Raw genomic sequence first — 17,368 nt, forward strand, 5'->3', positions numbered from 1 at the left:
TCACAGCAGACCCACCGCTTGCCCACACCGGCTATTGGATCGCGTCGACCGATTGCTGCAATCGCTGCTTGAACACGTCGGGCAGCGGAATGTAGCCGGCCGACGACAGCGCTGACTGACCCTGGTTGGCCGCGACCGTCAGGAAGGACTTCACCGCGGCGGCGGTGTCGGGGTCGTAGCCCTTGGAGCAGACGATCTCGTAGGTGGCCAGCACCAGCGGGTACGCGCCCGGCTCCTTCGAGCCGTACAGCGAGTTCAGGTCTAGGACGAGGTCTTTGCCGTCGGAGGCAAACTTGGCCCCGGCGATCGCCTTGCCGGCCGATTCGTCGGTCAGCGCCACCGCGCCGCCACCGCTGTCGATCTGCGCGTACGGCAGATTCGCCTGCGTGGCGAAGCCTTTCTCGACGTAGCCGATGCCGCCCGGTGTGGCCTGCACCGCCTGGACCACTCCCGCGGACTTCTGCGCGCCTTCGCCCGCACCGCCCTGGAACTCCTTGCCGGCGCCTTTGGTCCACGATTCGGGCGCGGCCGTCGTCAAGTACTTCTGGAAATTGTCGGTGGTGCCCGACGAATCCGAGCGGTAGATCGCGGTGATTTTGGTGTCGGGCAGCGACACCCCGCTGTTGAGCGCGGCGATCGCCGGGTCGTTCCACGTGGTCACCACACCGGAGAAGATCTTCGCGATCACGTCGGCGTTGAGAGCGAGCTTGTCGACGCCCGGCAGGTTGTAGGCCAGCGCGACCGGGCCGAAGACCAGCGGAAGGTTCCAGGCGGGGTTGCCGCCGCAGCGCTTGGCGGCCGAATCCACCTGGTCTTTGGCCAGCGGCGAATCGGAGCCGGCGAAGTCGACTTGCTTGGCGATGAACTGCGCAACGCCGGCCCCGGAGCCCGTCGGGTTGTAGGACAGGTTCTTGCCGGGGCAGGCCTGGCCCCACGTCTGGTTGAAGACCCCGATCGCGTTCTGCTGCGCGGTGGAGCCCTCCGCTGTCAGCGAATTCTTGCCGGCGCAATTGGGCTTCGCGCCGTTGCCGGGCGACGCCGTGCCCGCGTTGTTGTCGCTGCCGCATGCCGACAGCGACAGCGCGGCGATCACGGCCGCTGACGCCGTCGCAGCACACGCCTTCCCGAACCCGTTGAGCTTCACCGTGTGTTGACCCTTTCTGAGCCGAAGCCGGAACCGGCCGCCGATACCTCCGGCAACGTATGCGGCCGGGGTAGACGAACGGCTCATGGCACGTGAACGGAGGGTGAACAGGCCCGTGAACACCGCGGATAGGGCCGACTACCGGCTTTGGGCGTAGGCGGTGTCCACGCCGGAGACCTCGAACCCGAGCCGCCGGTAGGTGCGCACGGCGGCCGCGTTGTCGGCTTCCGTGTAGAGCATCACCGTCGGCTCAGGCGCACCGGACAGCCGCTCCGCGAGGTGGTGCAGCCCGATCAGTGTCAGCGCTGTGCCCAGCCCGCGATTGTGGGCGTCGGGGTCGACCCCGAGCACGTACACCTCGCCCAGGTGGTCGGAATGCACCTTGGTCCAGTGAAAACCAAGCAAGTTGTGAGTGTGCTCGTCGAACGCCAGGAACAGCCCCTGCGCGTCGAACCAGGATGCGGACCGCCGCTCGGCGAGGTGGTCGGGTGTCCAGCCGCCCTGCTCGGGATGCCACGCGAAGGCCGCGTTGTTGACCCGCAGCAGCTCGCCGTCATCGTCGGCACCGCGATAGGTGCGCACCTGCACGCCCGCGGGAACCGTGGCCGGCGGCAGGTCGCGCAGTGGGCGGCTCATCTGCCATAGCTCGCGAACGGGCGTGAAGCCGAGCGCGGCAGCGGCTGCGCGGGCCGGCTCGAGGTTGCCGTGCGCCCAGAACCGAGTGGTGGCACCGGCCTCGTCGACCGCGGCTTTGACCAGCGCCGCGCCGACGCCGCGACGCCGGGCATCGGGGGCCACCACCAACTCGGCGACCGGCTCGGCGGTGTCGGTGCGCGGGGCGAGGTTGAGGTAGCCGACGACGCGGTCGCCGTCGGCGGCCAGCAGGTGCTTGGTCCGGCTCAGCGGCAATTCACGCAGCACCTGCTCGCCCACCGGCGCGATGCCGTCTTCGCGCGTGGCCGCCGCAACCACGTCGCGTATCTGGTCTTGGTCGCCCGGCGACAGGCTCGTCCGCCAGCCGAGCTCGGTCACGGAGTGCGCAGCGCGTCGGACACCGGGCGGGCCAGCTCGTCAGGCGCAGGAGCGTACTCGGCCTCCTCGTCGTCGTCGAGGTCAGCTTCAGCGGACGGCCGGCCGCGGGCGGGACGCACCGCCTTGTAGCCCACGTTGCGTACGGTGCCGATCAGCGACTCGTGTTCGCTGCCCAGCTTGGCCCGTAGCCGCCGCACGTGGACGTCGACCGTGCGTGTGCCGCCGAAGAAGTCGTAGCCCCACACCTCTTGCAGCAGCTGAGCCCTGGTGAACACGCGCCCGGCATGCTGCGCGAGGTATTTCAGCAGCTCGAATTCCTTGTAGGTGAGGTCGAGCGGCCGACCGCGCAGCCGTGCCGTATAGGTGCCTTCGTCGATGACCAACTCGCCCAGCGTGATCTTGCCGGCGTTTTCCTGGTTGGCTGCGCCGCCGCGGCGACCGACGAGCAGACGCAGCCGCGCGTCGATCTCGGCGGGTCCGGTGCCCGGCAGCAGGATGTCGTCGAGACCCCAGTCGACATTGACCGCGACCAGACCCCCTTCGTTGACTACGGCGACCACCGGCACCGAGCTTCCCGTGGTGCCCAGCAGCCGGCACAGTCCCCGCGCCGCAGCCAGGTCGGTGCGCGCGTCGACGATCGCCACATCGGCACTGCCCGCCTCCAGCAGCGACGACACCTCGCTGGGCGCCCTGCGCACGTGGTGCGGCAGCAGCGACAACGACGGCAGCACTGACTCCGGATGCGGGTCGGCAGTGAGTAGCAGTAGATCCAACACACCCTCCAGCGCGCGGGTGTACGACGCTTCGACGTACCTGCGATATCAGCACGACCGCGGGCTGACACCCTTGTTCGCTTGCCGCTTCTGCGCCGCCATCACTGTTCGCCGCATCCGCTCAAGCAATCTAACGATAACGCGCGACCTGCGAATTAGCCCTCCGGGATGCCTGCTCGTCGGGCCGAACCGCCAGAATGTGCGGGTGCGCGCACTGCTGATCGGGCTGACGGTGATGCTGGTCGCAGTGGCCGGCGGCGTCGGAGTGGACTTCGGCACCGCGATCTACGCCGAGTACCGGTTCGCGCGCACGCTGCGCGCCGAGGCGGGGCTGGGCTTTGACCCGTGGGTCGGCATTCTCGGATTTCCGTTCATCCCGCAGGCTCTGCGCCACCACTACGACGAGGTCGAGATCAAGGCCACCGGGGTCGACCGGCCCGTGATCGGCCGGGCCGGCCTCGAGGCCACCCTGCACGGCGTCGACCTGACTTCGGCATCGTGGCTTGTCCGGCCGCACGCAGCGCTACCGGTCGGCAAGACCGAAAGCCGCATCATCATCGACTCGACACATCTGGGCCGGTTCATGGGTATCAACGACCTGCTCGTCGAGGCCCCGCCCAAAGACACCAACGACGCGACCGGCGGTACCACGGAGTCGGGCATCTCCAGCAGCATCGGCCTGGTCTTCACCGGCACCCCGAAGTCAGCGGGGCTCGGCAAGCGGGTGAGCGTGTCGGTGGACCTGTCGATGACCGGGCCGGACCACACCACGCTGGTGTTCACGGCGACGGGCATCGTCACCGGCCCGGGTACCGCTGACCAGACGGTGCCCGACGACAAGCTGCCTGCCGTGCTCGCCGCCTTCAGCAAGCACCTGCCAGGCCAGAAGCTGCCGTTCGGTATCGCCCCGAACCGGGAGGGTGCTCGGGGCTCGGATGTGATCATCGAAGGCATTGCGCAGGGACTAACCGTGCGGCTGGACGAGTTCACAGTGTCATGACGCCTTCTCTGGTCGCCGTGCTGTGGGTGATCGCTGCGGCCCTCGCTGTGGCCGTCGTGGTCGGGGTGCTGATCAACCGGCGTTCCGGGGCGCTGCGGGACAGCACTGAAGTCGATGCCGTGCCGGACACCGCAGATCTGGGGCTGTCCCGGACGGGACCGACGATCGTGCACTTCAGCGCGGTGTGGTGCGGGCCGTGCGCGGCGGTGCGCCGGGTGGTCAACCAGGTGTGCCGCGACCTGCCCGACGTGGCGCACGTGGAGATCGATATGGACGCGAATCCTGTTGCAGCGCAACGTCTTTCGGTGTTGTCGCTGCCGACCACGGTCATCTTCGACGCGGACGGTCGGCAGCGCTACCGCACGGCCGGCGTCCCCAAGCCCGCTGACCTGCGGTCGAAGCTGGTACCGCTGTTGGCTCGATCGCACCGCGATTAGGTAAGCTTGCCGACGTGTCCGCCCGCCTCGAGCAGATGCTCACCAAGCGCCGCGCAGTCGATCTGTGCCGCACCGCGGGTTGTTTCTGTCGCTGTTGCCGCTGAGCGCGTCTCGCTCGTCGCGGCACGGAGCCGTGCGATTCCAGCCAGCTCGTCCAGCACAGGAGTATCTGTATGTCGACCACCACCAGTGAAGTAGATGTTCGCGGTCCCCGGTTCGCCGCGTGGCTGACCAGCGGCGTCCTGGTGGTCACGCTGCTGGTGTCAGCCGTCAGTCCGTCGGCTGCCGCGGTCATCCTCGCGCTGCAGGCCGCGGTGTTCGCCGTCAGCGCACTGCGTGGGCCGCGGCGCAGCCCGTACGGGCTGATCTTCGCCAAGCTCGTCGCTCCCTGGCTCGGGCCGGTCACCGAACGCGAGCCCGTCGCGCCGCTCAAGTTCGCCCAGCTCGTCGGCTTTGTGTTCGCGGTCCTCGGCGTAGCAGGATTCGCTGCGGGGTGGGTGCTGCTCGGCGAGATCGCCACAGCGTTCGCATTGGTGGCCGCGTTCCTCAACGCGGCGTTCGGCATCTGCCTGGGCTGCCAGCTGTATCCGCTGGTCGCCCGCATTCGACACCGTCAGGTAAGGAAAGGAAATTCATGGCTCGCTCCGACGTCCTAGTCACAGCTGACTGGGCGGAGAGCAATCTCGACGCTCCCAACACCGTCTTCGTCGAAGTCGACGAGGACACCAGCGCCTACGACAACGGCCACATCCCCGGCGCGATCAAGCTGGACTGGCGCAAAGACCTGCAGGACCCGGTGAAGCGCGATTTCGTCGACGCAGAGCAGTTCTCGAAGCTGCTGTCCGAGCGCGGAATCTCCAACGACGACACCGTGATCCTGTACGGCGGCAACAACAACTGGTTCGCGGCGTACGCCTACTGGTACTTCAAGCTGTACGGGCACGAGAAGGTGAAGCTGCTCGACGGTGGCCGCAAGAAGTGGGAGCTCGACGGGCGTCCCCTGTCCACCGACACCGTGCAGCGTGAGCCCACCAGTTACACCGCCAAGCAGCCCGACAACAGCATCCGCGCTTTCCGCGACGAGGTGCTCGCCGCCATCGGTGAGAAGAACCTCGTCGATGTGCGCTCCCCCGACGAGTTCTCGGGCAAGATCCTCGCGCCCGCGCACTTGCCGCAGGAGCAGAGCCAGCGCGCCGGCCATATTCCGAGCGCCATCAACGTCCCCTGGAGTAAGGCCGCCAACGAGGACGGCACCTTCAAGTCCGACGAGGATCTGAAGAAGCTGTACGCGGAAGCCGGTCTGGACGACTCCAAGGAGACGATCGCGTACTGCCGCATCGGGGAGCGGTCGTCGCACACCTGGTTCGTGCTGCACGAGCTGCTCGGGCATCGAAACGTCAAGAACTACGACGGAAGTTGGACGGAATACGGCTCTCTGGTGGGGGCCCCGATCGAGTTGGGAAGCTGAATATGTGCTCTGCACCAAAGCAAGGACAGACGCTGCCGGCCAGTGTCGACGTCGAAAAGGAGACGGTGATCACCGGCCGGGTGGTCGACGGCTCCGGACAGCCGGTGGGCGGCGCGTTCGTGCGCCTGCTGGACAGCTCCGACGAGTTCACCGCCGAGGTCGTCGCGTCGGCAACCGGTGACTTCCGGTTCTTCGCAGCGCCCGGCCAGTGGACCGTGCGGGCGCTGTCGTCGGTGGGCAGCGGCGACGCGGTCGTCGCCCCGAACGGCGCGGGCATCCACGAGGTCGACGTCAAGGTCGCCTGACCGCACCACCCCTTCACCGCGAGGGTGCGTGTCGGTACACCGACACGCCGGTGCTCGGTGTACCGCAGCGCACGCTCGTCATGGCGCGGCCGTGCGTCGAGACCGGCCGGCACTAGACTCGTGCCCGTGGTGCTCTTCTACGAGATCCTGCTGGTGGCGTGCACTGTGGTGATCGCGTGGTTCGCGCTGTATGTGGTGTACCGACTGATTTCCGACGACTCGTGAGCTCATCTCATCCAGAGCCTGGATCCGGTGACCGGGCGGTGGCCGCGGCGGCCGAGCGTGCCAAGACGACGGCGTCGCGCAACATCCCCGTCTTCGAAGACCTGCCGCTGCCCGCCGACACCGCGAACCTGCGCGAGGGCGCCAATCTGCACGACGCGTTGCTGGCGCTGCTGCCGCTGGTCGGCGTCTGGCGCGGCGAGGGCGAGGGCCGCGGACCGCACGGCGACTACCGCTTCGGCCAGCAGATCATCGTCTCCCACGACGGGCGCGACTACCTGAACTGGGAGGCGCGGTCGTGGCGGCTCACCGACACCGGCGAGTACGACGAGCCCGCTCTACGCGAGACGGGCTTCTGGCGGTTCGTCAACGATCCCGCCGACCCGGCCGAAACTCAGGCGATCGAGCTGCTGCTCGCGCATTCGGCCGGTTACGTGGAGCTGTTCTACGGCCGCCCGCTGAACCGGTCGTCGTGGGAATTGGTCACAGATGCTTTGGCGCGCAGTCGATCTGGAGTGCTCGTCGGCGGCGCCAAGCGGCTCTACGGGATTGTCGAGGGCGGCGATCTGGCCTACGTCGAAGAGCGGGTCGACGCTGACGGCGGCCTGGTGCCGCACCTGTCGGCGCGGCTGTCGCGCTACGCGGGCTGACACATAAAGACCCGGAAATGGGGCGGCCCCCGAGCCGTGGTTCCCAGTTGGACAGACCGGGGGCTCGGGGGCCGGGTGACTGCGGGGAATTACCAGCGCCTGCCGGCGGGGGATTCTCCGCTGGCGGCTGCTAGCCGGCAGTCACCTCACGTGTCCATAAGCCAATCAATTCTCGGACCACCTCCTTTCCCGTGTACGCGCGAAGGTACCACTGACGCCGAAAGAGCCGGTAGCGATTTTCTTCCGGGCCGCGCCGGCCGCCTTGCGACGGTTCCAACTACGCGGCCTGTGCTGGTCGCAAAGAAGGACCGCGTCGCCTACCGCCTCGAGGTTTCGCTCAGCGGTCGCTGACGATCGCGAGGTCGACGAGCTCGCGTAGCTCCGCCGCCTGCGGCGCTTCCGGTAGCTCCCGGCCGTCGAGGGTGTGCACCCGCGCGGCCAGAGTGATACTCGATACGAGCCAAACCCCTTGCGCGCCAAGCAGATCGGCAAGCCGAAGGGGCCGGTACTCACAGCGGTAGCCCTTCTCGGCGGCCACGGTGAACAGCGCCTGCTGCGTGGTGCCATGCAGAATCGGCATCGTCGGCGGCGGTGTCTGCAATCCGTCGGGCGTCGCGATCACCACCGTCGAGCGCGGCCCTTCGAGGACGTAGCCGTCGGTGCTGACGAAGATCACGTCGCCCGCGCCGCGCTCGGCCGCGTACCGCAGCGCCGCCATGTTCACCGCGTACGACAGCGTCTTCGCGCCTGCCAACAACCACGGCGCGCCCGCCGCCGTCGTCGGCATGCCGCGCGCCAATGTCAGCGCGGCCAGCCCGTCACGGCGCGCCGACGCCACGCGGTCCGGCAGCCGGCCGACGGTGACGTACGCGGTCGGCGGCCCGCCGCTTTCGCGGCCGCGGCTGTACACCCAGCGCATGACGCCTTCGTCTGCACTGTGCGCCGCCCACCGCGCCGAGGCCGCCGCCGCGGTCTGGCGCCAGGCGTCGGCATCCGGCGCGGGCAAGCCCATCAACGAGGCCGACTGCTTCAGCCGCTGCAGATGCGCGTCGAGCAGACATGGCATTCCGTCGCGCACCAGCAGCGTTTCGAAGATGCCGTCGCCCCGCACGGCGGCCAGGTCGTCGGCGAACAGCAGCGGCGCCTGCGGATCGTGGAACTGCCCGTCCAAGGTGACGAGAACTGACATGGGCAACACCGTAACGGCTGACCGTACAGTTGAATGCGTGACAGCCGTTCCAGCGCCAGCCCCCGACAGCGGGGTCACCTGGCACTTCGGCGACCCGTTCGGTGAACAGCGTGCCGCGCTCACGGACGCGGTCGTCGTCGACCGCTCACACCGCGGGGTCATCACGCTGACCGGTGGTGAGCGCCTGTCGTGGCTGCACAAACTCTGCTCTCAGCACGTCGCGGACCTTCCCGACCGCGCGACCGTCGAAAACCTCAGCCTCGACGGCCAGGGCCGCGTCGAGGACCATTGGCTCCAAACCGAACTGGGCGGTGTCAGCTACCTCGACACTGAGCCGTGGCGGGCGCAGCCGCTGCTGGCCTACCTCCAGCGGATGGTGTTCTGGGCCGACGTGGCCCCCGAAGCCGCCGACTACGGGGTGCTGTCGCTGCTGGGTCCCGCGCTCACCGACCCCAAGGTGGCCAATGCCCTCGGTGTCGACGACCTGGAGCAAGACGCGGTGACACCGCTGCCGGAAGGCGGGTTCGTGCGCCGCATGCCCACCAGCGCCGACGGTCCGGCCGTGGCGCTGGACGTGGTGATCCCACGCGCGCAGGTGGCCGCGGTACAGCAGCGGCTGCAGGCGAATGGAGTCAGGCCCGCGGGCATCTGGGCGTACGAAGCACATCGGGTGGCGGCGCTGCGGCCGCGGCTGGGCGTGGACACCGATGAGCGGACGATTCCGCACGAGGTGGGCTGGATCGGTGCCGCCGTCCACCTCGACAAGGGCTGCTACCGCGGACAGGAGACCGTCGCGCGGGTGCACAATCTCGGCCGGCCGCCTCGCATGCTGGTGCTGACGCACTTGGAGAGTACCGAGAAGCGTCCCGTCACCGGAGCGCCGCTCACCGCGGGCGGCCGGACCGTCGGGCGGGTCGGCACCGTCGTCGACCACGTCGATCTCGGCCCCGTGGCGCTCGCACTGGTGAAGCGGGGCGTGACGGCCGACACACCGCTGACGGTCGGCACCGAGGACGGCGAGCTGGCGGTGGCGATCGACCCCGACACCGTCCCCGCTGACGACGGCTTGGGCGCCGGCCGCGCCGCGGTCGACCGACTGCGGGGCGTCAGCAGGTGAGTGCGTCAGACGGGCAAGCCCTGACAGCGCATGGGGCGCGGGCACGGTAAAGTGTTGGCAGGACTAACAAACACACACTCAGATCGGAGCCGCCTTCAGATCGGGCCGCTCCGTTATTGCGCGAGGGGGTTCCCCCATGGGCCGCGGCCGGGCGAAGGCGAAACAGACGAAGGTTGCCCGGGAGCTGAAATACAGCTCCCCGCAGACTGATTTCGAGCGGCTCCAACGCGAGCTGTCGGGCGGTGCCGACGACGTCGACGTCGACAGCGGCGATCGCTGGGACGACGACGGCGGCGACTGGCGGCGCTGACCCTCCCGCTGAATCCGGCTCAGAAGCGCGGATGCCGTCCCACAAGTTCCACCCGGGTACTGCTTTTTCCAGCTTTGTTCACCGTGCCCAGCACCCAGCAGTTCAAATGACGGGCCGTCAGGACGGCCAGCGCACGGTCCGTGTCGTCGGGGCTGACTACGGCGACCATGCCGACGCCCATGTTGAAGGTCTTCTCCATCTCGGTGCGGTCGATGCGGCCGCGCTGGGCGATCATCTGGAAAACCGGCGCCGGCGTCCAGGTTCCGCGGTCGAGTTCGGCCCGCAGGCCGTGCGGGATCACCCGCGCCAGGTTGCCCGCCAATCCTCCGCCGGTGACGTGGCAGAACGTCCGCACCTGCGTCTCGGCGGCCAGCGCTAGGCAGTCTTTGGCGTAGATGCGGGTGGGCTCGAGCAGTTCTTCACCGAGTGTGCGCCCGAATTCCTCGACATGGCCCTCGAGGTTCATCCGGTCGATTTCCAGCAGCACGTGGCGAGCCAGCGAATAGCCGTTGGAGTGCAATCCCGTCGACGCCATCGCGATCACCACGTCACCGGGACGCACGCGGTCGGGCCCCAGCACGTCGTCGGCCTCCACGATCCCGATCCCGGTGGCCGACACGTCGTACGCGTCTGGCGCCATCAGGCCCGGGTGTTCGGCGGTTTCACCGCCCAGCAGCGCACAGCCGGCCTGCACGCAACCTTCCGCGATGCCCGCTGCCAGGGCCGCGATCCGCTCGGGGACGACGCGGCCGACGGCGATGTAGTCCTGCAGCAACAGTGGCTCGGCGCCGCACACCACGAGGTCGTCGACGACCATTGCGACCAGGTCCAGACCGATGGTGTCGTGCTTGTCCATCGCCTGGGCGATCGCGACCTTGGTGCCGACGCCGTCGGTCGATGCGGCCAGCAGCGGTTCGCGGTAGTTGCCCTTCAGTGCGAACAGCCCGGCGAACCCGCCGAGACCGTCGACCACCTCGGGCCGGCTGGCCTTCTGCGCCAGCGGTTTGAGCAACTCCACGGCTCGTTCGCCGGCCTCGATATCCACCCCCGAGGACGCGTACGAGATGCCGGGATCCCGAGCCCGTTCGCTCACGTGGCGTCGATCCGCCCGGCCACTTCGATCATCGCGTGCAAGGCTACCGGTATGTGCCGCCGCGATGTCTGAACGGCGGGCGATCCGGTGCTCAGCTCGGCCGCTTCCCGCGCACCCACTGCAGCGAGCCGACATTCTTCGTGCGCACGCCCACGAACCCGTGTTCTTCGAGGATGTCGCCGAGTTCGTCGTCACCGAAGAAGCGGGCACCCGCGTTCGGGAGCATCTGCCACAGCCTTCCCGGCTGGCCGACCGTGGGGACCATGACGGCCAGCCGCCCGCCGGGCCGCAACACGCGTGCGATCTGTGCGATGGCAGCCGCGGGCTCGGGAACCAGCTGCAGCACCGCGATCGACACCACGGCATCGACGGTGTTGTCGCGCAGCGGCAGCCGCTGGGCGTCGGCCCGCAAGAATGCGACATTCGGCTTCCGGTTGGCGCGAACCGCCCGGGCCAGCATCGGCTCGGAGATGTCGATGCCCAGCGCCAGCCCGTCGGGGCCCGCGGCCTCTGCCAGCGAGGCGGTGACGTTTCCCGGGCCGCTGCCGACGTCCAGCGCGACTCCCCCGCGCGGAATGTCCAGCCAGTCGACGGGGTGCTGCCACGCGCTGAACAGCTTGCGCGCCAATGCCTGCGCGTTGTCGTAGAACAGCGACCCGAGCGTCGACGCCCAGACCTTCTGGATTGCGCCGGTGTTCGTGGGGACGTCGGCGGAGCTGCCCAGCAGGTCAAGGTAGCCCTTGCTGATATCGGGGTCGGTCGGAGGGTCGGCGAGCAGTTCCAGGGCTCGGCTCAGGGCTGGCGGCATCGTGGCGGTCATGCGTTCAATCCTGCCGTGCCGCAGCTCCGAATAGCATGCGGGAAGCGTCGACGCGAGGGGAGCCGGGATGCGCTGCGTGGTGACGGGCGCGACGGGGTACGTCGGTGGCCGGCTGATCCCGCGCCTGCTCGAGCGGGGTTACGACGTGCGCGCACTGGCCCGCACGCCCAGCAAGCTCGCGAACGTGCCGTGGCGTGACGACGCCGAGGTGGTCAGGGCCGATCTTGCCGACGCGGACTCGTTGGTGGCCGCGTTCGACGGCGCCGACGTCGTCTACTACCTCGTGCACTCGATGGGCACGTCGCGCGATTTCGCGCGGGCCGAAGAGCGTGCGGCCCATAACGTCGTCGCGGCAGCGCGCCGTACCGGTGTCCGTCGGCTGGTGTACTTGGGCGGGTTGCACCCGCGCGGCGCCCAGCTCTCCCCGCATTTGGCGTCGCGTACCAGGGTCGGCGAGGTGCTGCTGGCCTCGGGCATCGAAACCGTGGTGCTGCAGGCCGGCGTGATCATCGGGTCCGGCTCGGCGTCGTTCGAGATGATCCGCCACCTGACCGACCGGCTGCCGGTGATGACGACGCCGAAGTGGGTGCACAACAAAATCCAGCCGATCGCGATCAGCGACGTGCTGCACTACCTCGTCGAGGCGGCCACTGCCGCCGTTGCAGAATCGCGGGCGTGGGACATCGGCGGTCCCGACGTCCTCGAGTACGGCGAGATGATGCAGATCTACGCCGACGTCGCGGGTCTGCATCGGCGCGGAATCGTCGTGGTGCCGTTCCTCACCCCGGCAATCGCCAGCTGGTGGGTGGGACTGGTGACGCCGATCCCGTCGGGCCTGGCCCGGCCGCTGGTGGAATCCCTGCACTGCGACGCGGTGATGGACAACCACGACATCGACGCCGTGATCCCGCCCCCGTCGAGTGGGCTGATCGGCTACCGCGAGTCAGTCACATTGGCGCTCAAGGAGATAGAAGACGGCCGCGTCGCGGCGTCATGGTCCAACGCACCCTTCGAACCGCTGCCCAGCGACCCGGACTGGGCAGGAGCGGTGGTTCACACTTTGAAGCGGTCGGGGTGGACATCGGCCGGCGAAGACCAGCTCTGGGCAGCGATCGAAAGCGTTGCGACTCAAGCTGATTGGCGGGTCGCGTCGGAGGAACCGGGCCGGCTGCTGCTACTGCGCAAAGATCTCCGCGTCGGTGTCGCATGGCTGCAGCTGCGGGTCGGGACGGTAGCCGGCAGGGGAAGCACGTATCACCAACGAATGCTGTTCTACCCCAGGGGGACTCCCGGGTCCGCATACTGGTACGGCGGGCTTCGGCGGCACCGCAGGAAGTTCCGGCAGACCTTCCGCGAGGTGTTGGACCGCGCTACCGCTTCGCGGCCGCTAGGGGCGGCGCAACGCTGACGCGTTGTCGTTCTCGGCTACCACCGCTGCGCCGCTGCGGGCTGCGTTCTCCAGCATCTGCTCGATCACGTTCTTGCCCAACGCTGTTTCACTGGGCAGCTCGATCGGATACACACCGTCGAAGCAAGCACAGCACAGTCGCGAAGCGGGCTGCTCGCTGGCGGCGATCATGCCCTGCAGCGACACGTAGCCCAGGGTGTCGGCGCCGATCGCGTGCCGCACCGCCGCCACCATCTCGGCTTCGTCGGCCTGATTCCTCGGCGCGTTGGCGATCAGCTCGGCGGGGGTGGCGAAGTCGATGCCGTAGAAACACGGCCACTTCACCGGTGGGGAGGCGATGCGCACGTGCACTTCGACAGCACCGGCTTCGCGCAGCATCCGCACCAGCGCGCGTTGCGTGTTGCCCCGCACGATCGAATCGTCGACCACAATCAGCCGCTTGCCGCGGATCACTTCGCGCAGCGGGTTGAGCTTCAGCCGGATGCCCAGCTGACGGATCGTCTGCGAGGGCTGGATGAACGTGCGGCCCACGTACGCGTTCTTGGTCAGGCCCTGGCCGTACGGGATGCCGGACTCCTGCGCATAACCGACCGCGGCCGGCGTGCCGGATTCCGGCACGCCGATCACCAGGTCGGCGTCTACCGGATGCTCGCGGGCCAGCCGTCGGCCGATGTCGACCCGGGTCTTGTGTACCGAGCGGCCGGCGATCGTGCTGTCCGGGCGGGCCAGGTAGACGTATTCGAAGATGCAGCCCTTGGGGGTGGGGTTGGCGAACCGCGACGACCGCACCCCGTCGGCGTCGATGGCCAGCAGCTCCCCCGGCTCGATGTCGCGGACGAACGACGCACCGACGATGTCCAGCGCGGCGGTCTCGGAGGCCACCACCCAGCCACGGTCCAGCCGGCCCAGCGACAGCGGCCGCACGCCGTACGGGTCACGCGCGGCGTACAGAGTGTTTTCGTCCATGAAGGTCAGGCAGAACGCGCCGCGGACCGTCGGCAGGAGCTCCAGGGCAGCCTGCTCCAACGTGGAGTCGGCCGCGCCGTGAGCTAAAAGCGCGCCCATGATGTCGGAGTCGGTGGTCGCGGTCCCGTGCCGGCGCGTTTCGACCAGCCCCAGGTCGCGTGCCTTCTTCACCAGCTCGCTGGTGTTCACCAGATTGCCGTTGTGCCCGAGCGCCACGCCCGTGCCCGCGGCGGTGTTGCGGAACACCGGCTGGGCGTTTTCCCACGTGGTAGACCCGGTCGTGGAGTAACGGCAGTGCCCGATCGCGACGTGACCCTGCATCGCCGCGAGCGTCTGCTCCTCGAACACCTGGCTGACCAGGCCGAGGTCCTTGAACACCAGCACCTGGGAGCCGTCGGCGACGGCGATGCCGGCCGCCTCCTGCCCGCGGTGCTGCAGGGCGTAGAGGCCGTAATACGTGAGTTTGGCGACTTCCTCGCCGGGCGCCCAGACGCCGAAGACGCCGCATTCCTCGCGGGGTGGATTGTCAGGGCCGTCGGTGTGCTGGCCGGTCACGGTATGGCTGCTCCCAGAGGGGTCGGTGACATGGCCGAGTCTACGGTCATCACGGTCAAGTCACGAAAAGCGCGGCGTGGTGTCGCGAGCGATTCAACACAATTTCCGGCGCATCCATTTCACGGGAGCGCGACGAGTGGCAGATGTGCCGCGATGTCACCGGCGCGCGAGCCGGACAGCTGCAGCGCACCCGACTCGGCAACCTCGACCGCCGACACCAGGCCGGTGACCAACAACAACCACGTTCTGGCGTCGGTTTCGACGACATTGGGCGGGGTGCCGCGGCGATGCTGCGGCCCGGTGATGCACTGCACGGCGACGAAGGGCGGAATCCTGAGTTCGACGGTGGCGCCGGGAGCCGACGCGGCCAGGGTGCGAGCGGTCAGCCGGACCGCCGCCGCCAGCTGCTCACGCCCCGGTTGCGGAAGCGAGCCGTCGCGCAGCCAGTCGGCGACGGCGAGCACCGCGGCGCGCGTCTGCGCGGGATCGACGGGTCGACGGGAGGGCACGCCGCGGGATCCTACGGCGTTCGGCGGGCAGGCTGCCGCGTCGTCAGCACGGCGACCGCGCCGGCCTCGTTGATCGCGAGATGGGCGAGCATCGGCGCCGCCAGGCTGCCGGACCGCTCGACCAGCCAGCCGAAGGCCCAGCCGGCCGCGCCGGTGACGGCGACGGTGCCGATCACGGGTTCACCTGCCGCACGCGCGTCGGGAATGTGCGACAACCCGAACACGACCGCCTGCACCAGCCGCCCGGTCCGGCGCCCGAACGCGTCGGCGGCCAGCGTCGCCAGCACTCCCCGGTAGGCGGACTCCTCGGACCACACGGTGCCGACCGGGATCTGCAGACAAAGCCAACGAGCCGGCCTGGTCGGCGTGCCGCGCTCGGCCATGTGATTGCGCACCTGCGGGATCGCGGTGCTCGCCGCGACAGCCCCCGCTATACCGACCGCCGCAGCCGTACCGAGGCGCAACCCCGTCCACAGCGCGGGCGGCCGCAGACCCAGCGGCGGTTTGACGGCCACCACCAGGCCAGCGGCCAGTGCGGCCTGCAGCAGCGGATCGCGTCGCGGCACCGCGCGCCAGGCAAGCAGAGCCGCTGCCAGTGCGAGGGTTTTAATCCCGCGAAACGTGTTGTGCCGCATCAGAATTCGGGACCGCCCGCCGCTTCGGCTTTCTCCAGTGCGCGCCGGATGCGTTCGGTGTCGGCGGCGGTCCAGCCCTCCGGCGGGGCGACCGCGGCCCAGCCGTCCAGCACGCTGTTGCCGTAGTTGTGGCCGTGGCCCGCCGGCATGCCGGCCGCATTGGTCATGTCGAACCCGACTTGCCAGAACGTGATGATCGGGTACCACCGCATCGTCGCGGTGCGGTGGTAGCCAGGTGGTTCACGCAGCCAGTCGGGCCGGTCGAACAGCAGATCGGGCGACCACCACACGATCGGGTCGGAAGCGTGCTGCAGGAACAACACCCGCGTGCCCCGCCACGGCGGTGCGGTGACCTGGGCCACGTCGTAGCCCTGCGAGAACCTCACCGTGCGTCCGTTGTCGTAGCGCGGCTGGACCTCCGGAGTGCCGGGGTCGCGACGCACGGTCAGCGCATGCCACAGCGGGCTCGCGTTGGGCGGGCCGACCCACAGCACCGACGAGAACCCCATCTGCTCGATGTCGGGCAGGAACCCGAACGCGGCTTGACCCGCCATCGAGCCGAGACTCTCGCCGTAGAGCGCCAACTTGGGCCGCCGGTCTGGCGGATGCTGGGCCCAAAGCCCGTGCACCGCGTCGATCAGGTGCTTGCCGGAGTTCATCGACGTCTGCCGGTCGGCCAGAAACGAGATCCAGCTCGGTAGATACGAATACTGCAGCGCGACGATCGCCGTATCGCCGTTGTACATGGACTCGATCGCGCGAGCGGCGATCGGATCGACCCAGCCGGTGCCGGTGGTGGGGACGATCACCAGCAGCTTGCGGTCGAACGCACCGGTGCGGCGCAGTTCGGACAGGATCACGTTCACCCGCTGGTCTTCGGTGTCGGCGGTGGCGAGTCCGGCGTAGACCCGGATGGGTTCTTTGGCAGGGCGGCCGTTGAGTTCGGTCAGCTCGTCGGCGTGCGGACCGGTGGCCACGAAGTTCCGGCCCTGGTAGCCCAGCGTATCCCAGTCGGCGAAAGAACTTGCGCTGCCTGACCTTTCGGGTTGGTTCGGCTGGACGACCCCTTCTTTGGTGCTGAGGTTCTGGGGCTGAAAGATCGCGCTCGCCCCGGCGATGAACCCGCGAAACAGGACACCGTTGACCAGGGTGACGACGACCGCGACGACGATTGCGGTGCCGATGAACAGCGCGACCTCGTCGTTGACGCGCCACCGCCGAATGAAGTAGCGGGCCAGGGTTTTGACGGTGTCGAGCAGCACCCGCGACACCCCGACGAGCACGCCGCCGACCACCAGCGCGATCAGCAGCGTGCGCAGATAGCCCACGGTGGACGGGCCCTCGATGCCCATCAGCTCGGACACCTGCCGTTGCCAGGCCGCCGCGGGAATGATCATCAGCACGCTGGCCGACGCGGACAACGCCACCGTGGCTGCCTTCAGCCCGTACAGCACCCGCGGGCTCGGCGGCCACCAGTCCCGCTGTCTTATGAAGGGCCGCAACAGTTTTGCCAGCACCACGCCGAGGCCGTAGCCGATGCCGGCGTTGATGCCGCCGATCAAACCTTGGAACAACCAGTCCCGCGGCAGCAGCGACGGCGTCAGTGACAGGCAGAAGAACAGCGCGCCCACCGCGACACCGACGAAGTCGAGCCGGACCAACCCCCACGCCCACACCAGCACCGGATGGCGTCGGCGGGTCTGCTCGACGTCGGTGCCTGGTGCTGCGGTGCCGG

At 68.7% G+C, this 17,368-nt stretch carries 20 protein-coding genes; 10 read left to right on the forward strand and 10 right to left on the reverse strand.

The genetic code is table 11. From position 1 onward, the window contains the following. Window positions 1–31: 31 nt before the first annotated feature. The 3 genes from pstS to AC5Y4N_RS02730 all read right to left on the reverse strand — a co-directional run bounded on the left by pstS (window position 32) and on the right by AC5Y4N_RS02730 (window position 2,952). The gene (gene pstS / locus AC5Y4N_RS02720) at window positions 32–1,144 is read right to left on the reverse strand and encodes a phosphate ABC transporter substrate-binding protein PstS (protein WP_499907460.1); all 1,113 of its coding nucleotides are present in this window, start codon (window positions 1,142–1,144) and stop codon (window positions 32–34) included. Window positions 1,145–1,282: 138 nt separating this feature from the next. Then, window positions 1,283–2,176 carry a mycothiol synthase gene (gene mshD / locus AC5Y4N_RS02725; RefSeq protein WP_499906852.1) on the reverse strand — a complete coding sequence of 298 codons (894 nt, stop codon included), beginning with the start codon at window positions 2,174–2,176 and terminating at the stop codon, window positions 1,283–1,285. Then, on the reverse strand, window positions 2,173–2,952 hold the full coding sequence (locus tag AC5Y4N_RS02730) for a winged helix-turn-helix transcriptional regulator (protein ID WP_499906854.1): 780 nt from the start codon (window positions 2,950–2,952) through the stop codon (window positions 2,173–2,175). Before AC5Y4N_RS02730 ends, mshD begins: the two co-directional genes overlap by 4 nt. A gap of 196 nt (window positions 2,953–3,148) precedes the next feature. On the opposite strand from AC5Y4N_RS02730, the gene lmeA reads away from it, so the two are divergent. From lmeA to AC5Y4N_RS02765, 7 genes are all read left to right on the forward strand, one after another. Beyond that, the gene (gene lmeA / locus AC5Y4N_RS02735) at window positions 3,149–3,949 is read left to right on the forward strand and encodes a mannan chain length control protein LmeA (protein WP_499906858.1); all 801 of its coding nucleotides are present in this window, start codon (window positions 3,149–3,151) and stop codon (window positions 3,947–3,949) included. Next, window positions 3,946–4,386 (forward strand): thioredoxin family protein, encoded by a 441-nt coding sequence (locus AC5Y4N_RS02740; RefSeq protein WP_499906862.1) that lies wholly within the window; start codon window positions 3,946–3,948, stop codon window positions 4,384–4,386. Before lmeA ends, AC5Y4N_RS02740 begins: the two co-directional genes overlap by 4 nt. A 14-nt stretch (window positions 4,387–4,400) precedes the next feature. Next, window positions 4,401–4,490: an Ms5788A family Cys-rich leader peptide gene (locus tag AC5Y4N_RS02745; protein ID WP_499906864.1), complete on the forward strand. Its 90-nt coding sequence runs from the start codon at window positions 4,401–4,403 to the stop codon at window positions 4,488–4,490. 63 nt (window positions 4,491–4,553) lie between these two features. Then, window positions 4,554–5,042, forward strand: a complete 489-nt coding sequence (locus AC5Y4N_RS02750; RefSeq protein WP_499907462.1) for a DUF4395 domain-containing protein — start codon at window positions 4,554–4,556, stop codon at window positions 5,040–5,042. Continuing rightward, window positions 5,021–5,854, forward strand: coding sequence for a sulfurtransferase (locus AC5Y4N_RS02755; RefSeq protein ID WP_499906866.1), 834 nt, complete (start codon window positions 5,021–5,023; stop codon window positions 5,852–5,854). The genes AC5Y4N_RS02750 and AC5Y4N_RS02755 overlap by 22 nt, the downstream gene beginning before the upstream one ends. 2 nt (window positions 5,855–5,856) lie before the next feature. Then, the gene (locus AC5Y4N_RS02760; RefSeq protein WP_499906868.1) at window positions 5,857–6,159 is read left to right on the forward strand and encodes a DUF1416 domain-containing protein; all 303 of its coding nucleotides are present in this window, start codon (window positions 5,857–5,859) and stop codon (window positions 6,157–6,159) included. A gap of 221 nt (window positions 6,160–6,380) precedes the next feature. Next, the gene (locus tag AC5Y4N_RS02765; RefSeq protein ID WP_499906870.1) at window positions 6,381–7,031 is read left to right on the forward strand and encodes a heme-binding beta-barrel domain-containing protein; all 651 of its coding nucleotides are present in this window, start codon (window positions 6,381–6,383) and stop codon (window positions 7,029–7,031) included. A gap of 337 nt (window positions 7,032–7,368) precedes the next feature. Here the strand turns inward: AC5Y4N_RS02765 and AC5Y4N_RS02770 are convergent, their stop codons facing one another. Continuing rightward, window positions 7,369–8,220, reverse strand: coding sequence for an aminodeoxychorismate lyase (locus tag AC5Y4N_RS02770; RefSeq protein ID WP_499906872.1), 852 nt, complete (start codon window positions 8,218–8,220; stop codon window positions 7,369–7,371). On the opposite strand from AC5Y4N_RS02770, the gene ygfZ reads away from it, so the two are divergent. Then, complete coding sequence (gene ygfZ / locus AC5Y4N_RS02775; RefSeq protein WP_499906874.1) at window positions 8,219–9,337, forward strand: CAF17-like 4Fe-4S cluster assembly/insertion protein YgfZ; 1,119 nt, start codon at window positions 8,219–8,221, stop codon at window positions 9,335–9,337. The two genes, AC5Y4N_RS02770 and ygfZ, sit on opposite strands and share 2 nt — an antisense overlap. Window positions 9,338–9,473: 136 nt before the next feature. Further along, on the forward strand, window positions 9,474–9,647 hold the full coding sequence (locus AC5Y4N_RS02780; protein ID WP_499906876.1) for a DUF3073 domain-containing protein: 174 nt from the start codon (window positions 9,474–9,476) through the stop codon (window positions 9,645–9,647). 19 nt (window positions 9,648–9,666) lie between these two features. Here the strand turns inward: AC5Y4N_RS02780 and purM are convergent, their stop codons facing one another. Both purM and AC5Y4N_RS02790 read right to left on the reverse strand, forming a co-directional pair. Beyond that, entirely contained in the window at window positions 9,667–10,740 is a 1,074-nt protein-coding gene (purM, locus tag AC5Y4N_RS02785; protein WP_499906878.1) for a phosphoribosylformylglycinamidine cyclo-ligase, read from the reverse strand. A gap of 91 nt (window positions 10,741–10,831) precedes the next feature. Further along, window positions 10,832–11,560, reverse strand: a complete 729-nt coding sequence (locus AC5Y4N_RS02790; protein ID WP_499906880.1) for a class I SAM-dependent methyltransferase — start codon at window positions 11,558–11,560, stop codon at window positions 10,832–10,834. Between the two features lie 67 nt (window positions 11,561–11,627). On the opposite strand from AC5Y4N_RS02790, the gene AC5Y4N_RS02795 reads away from it, so the two are divergent. Continuing rightward, window positions 11,628–12,968 carry an NAD(P)H-binding protein gene (locus AC5Y4N_RS02795; protein WP_499906882.1) on the forward strand — a complete coding sequence of 447 codons (1,341 nt, stop codon included), beginning with the start codon at window positions 11,628–11,630 and terminating at the stop codon, window positions 12,966–12,968. Here the strand turns inward: AC5Y4N_RS02795 and purF are convergent. The 4 genes from purF to AC5Y4N_RS02815 all read right to left on the reverse strand — a co-directional run bounded on the left by purF (window position 12,948) and on the right by AC5Y4N_RS02815 (window position 17,315). Then, window positions 12,948–14,489, reverse strand: a complete 1,542-nt coding sequence (gene purF, locus AC5Y4N_RS02800) for an amidophosphoribosyltransferase (RefSeq protein ID WP_499906885.1) — start codon at window positions 14,487–14,489, stop codon at window positions 12,948–12,950. The genes AC5Y4N_RS02795 and purF overlap by 21 nt on opposite strands. A 119-nt stretch (window positions 14,490–14,608) precedes the next feature. Next, window positions 14,609–14,998, reverse strand: coding sequence for a sterol carrier family protein (locus AC5Y4N_RS02805; RefSeq protein ID WP_499906887.1), 390 nt, complete (start codon window positions 14,996–14,998; stop codon window positions 14,609–14,611). Between the two features lie 11 nt (window positions 14,999–15,009). Further along, the gene (locus AC5Y4N_RS02810; protein WP_499906889.1) at window positions 15,010–15,633 is read right to left on the reverse strand and encodes an Rv0804 family intramembrane glutamic endopeptidase; all 624 of its coding nucleotides are present in this window, start codon (window positions 15,631–15,633) and stop codon (window positions 15,010–15,012) included. Beyond that, window positions 15,633–17,315: an alpha/beta hydrolase gene (locus tag AC5Y4N_RS02815; RefSeq protein ID WP_499907464.1), complete on the reverse strand. Its 1,683-nt coding sequence runs from the start codon at window positions 17,313–17,315 to the stop codon at window positions 15,633–15,635. Before AC5Y4N_RS02815 ends, AC5Y4N_RS02810 begins: the two co-directional genes overlap by 1 nt. Window positions 17,316–17,368 lie beyond the last annotated feature (53 nt).

This window comes from Mycobacterium sp. NGS19, from assembly GCF_059813155.1.

Bases quoted from the DNA above. Each gene is read 5' to 3' on its own strand.
- ygfZ (WP_499906874.1), top strand. From the start codon at position 8,219: ATGGGCAACACCGTAACGGCTGACCGTACAGTTGAATGCGTGACAGCC.
- AC5Y4N_RS02770 (WP_499906872.1), bottom strand. From the start codon at position 8,220: ATGTCAGTTCTCGTCACCTTGGACGGGCAGTTCCACGATCCGCAGGCG.
- AC5Y4N_RS02760 (WP_499906868.1), top strand. From the start codon at position 5,857: ATGTGCTCTGCACCAAAGCAAGGACAGACGCTGCCGGCCAGTGTCGAC.
- AC5Y4N_RS02740 (WP_499906862.1), top strand. From the start codon at position 3,946: ATGACGCCTTCTCTGGTCGCCGTGCTGTGGGTGATCGCTGCGGCCCTC.
- AC5Y4N_RS02780 (WP_499906876.1), top strand. From the start codon at position 9,474: ATGGGCCGCGGCCGGGCGAAGGCGAAACAGACGAAGGTTGCCCGGGAG.
- AC5Y4N_RS02790 (WP_499906880.1), bottom strand. From the start codon at position 11,560: ATGACCGCCACGATGCCGCCAGCCCTGAGCCGAGCCCTGGAACTGCTC.
- AC5Y4N_RS02795 (WP_499906882.1), top strand. From the start codon at position 11,628: ATGCGCTGCGTGGTGACGGGCGCGACGGGGTACGTCGGTGGCCGGCTG.
- AC5Y4N_RS02755 (WP_499906866.1), top strand. From the start codon at position 5,021: ATGGCTCGCTCCGACGTCCTAGTCACAGCTGACTGGGCGGAGAGCAAT.
- AC5Y4N_RS02810 (WP_499906889.1), bottom strand. From the start codon at position 15,633: ATGCGGCACAACACGTTTCGCGGGATTAAAACCCTCGCACTGGCAGCG.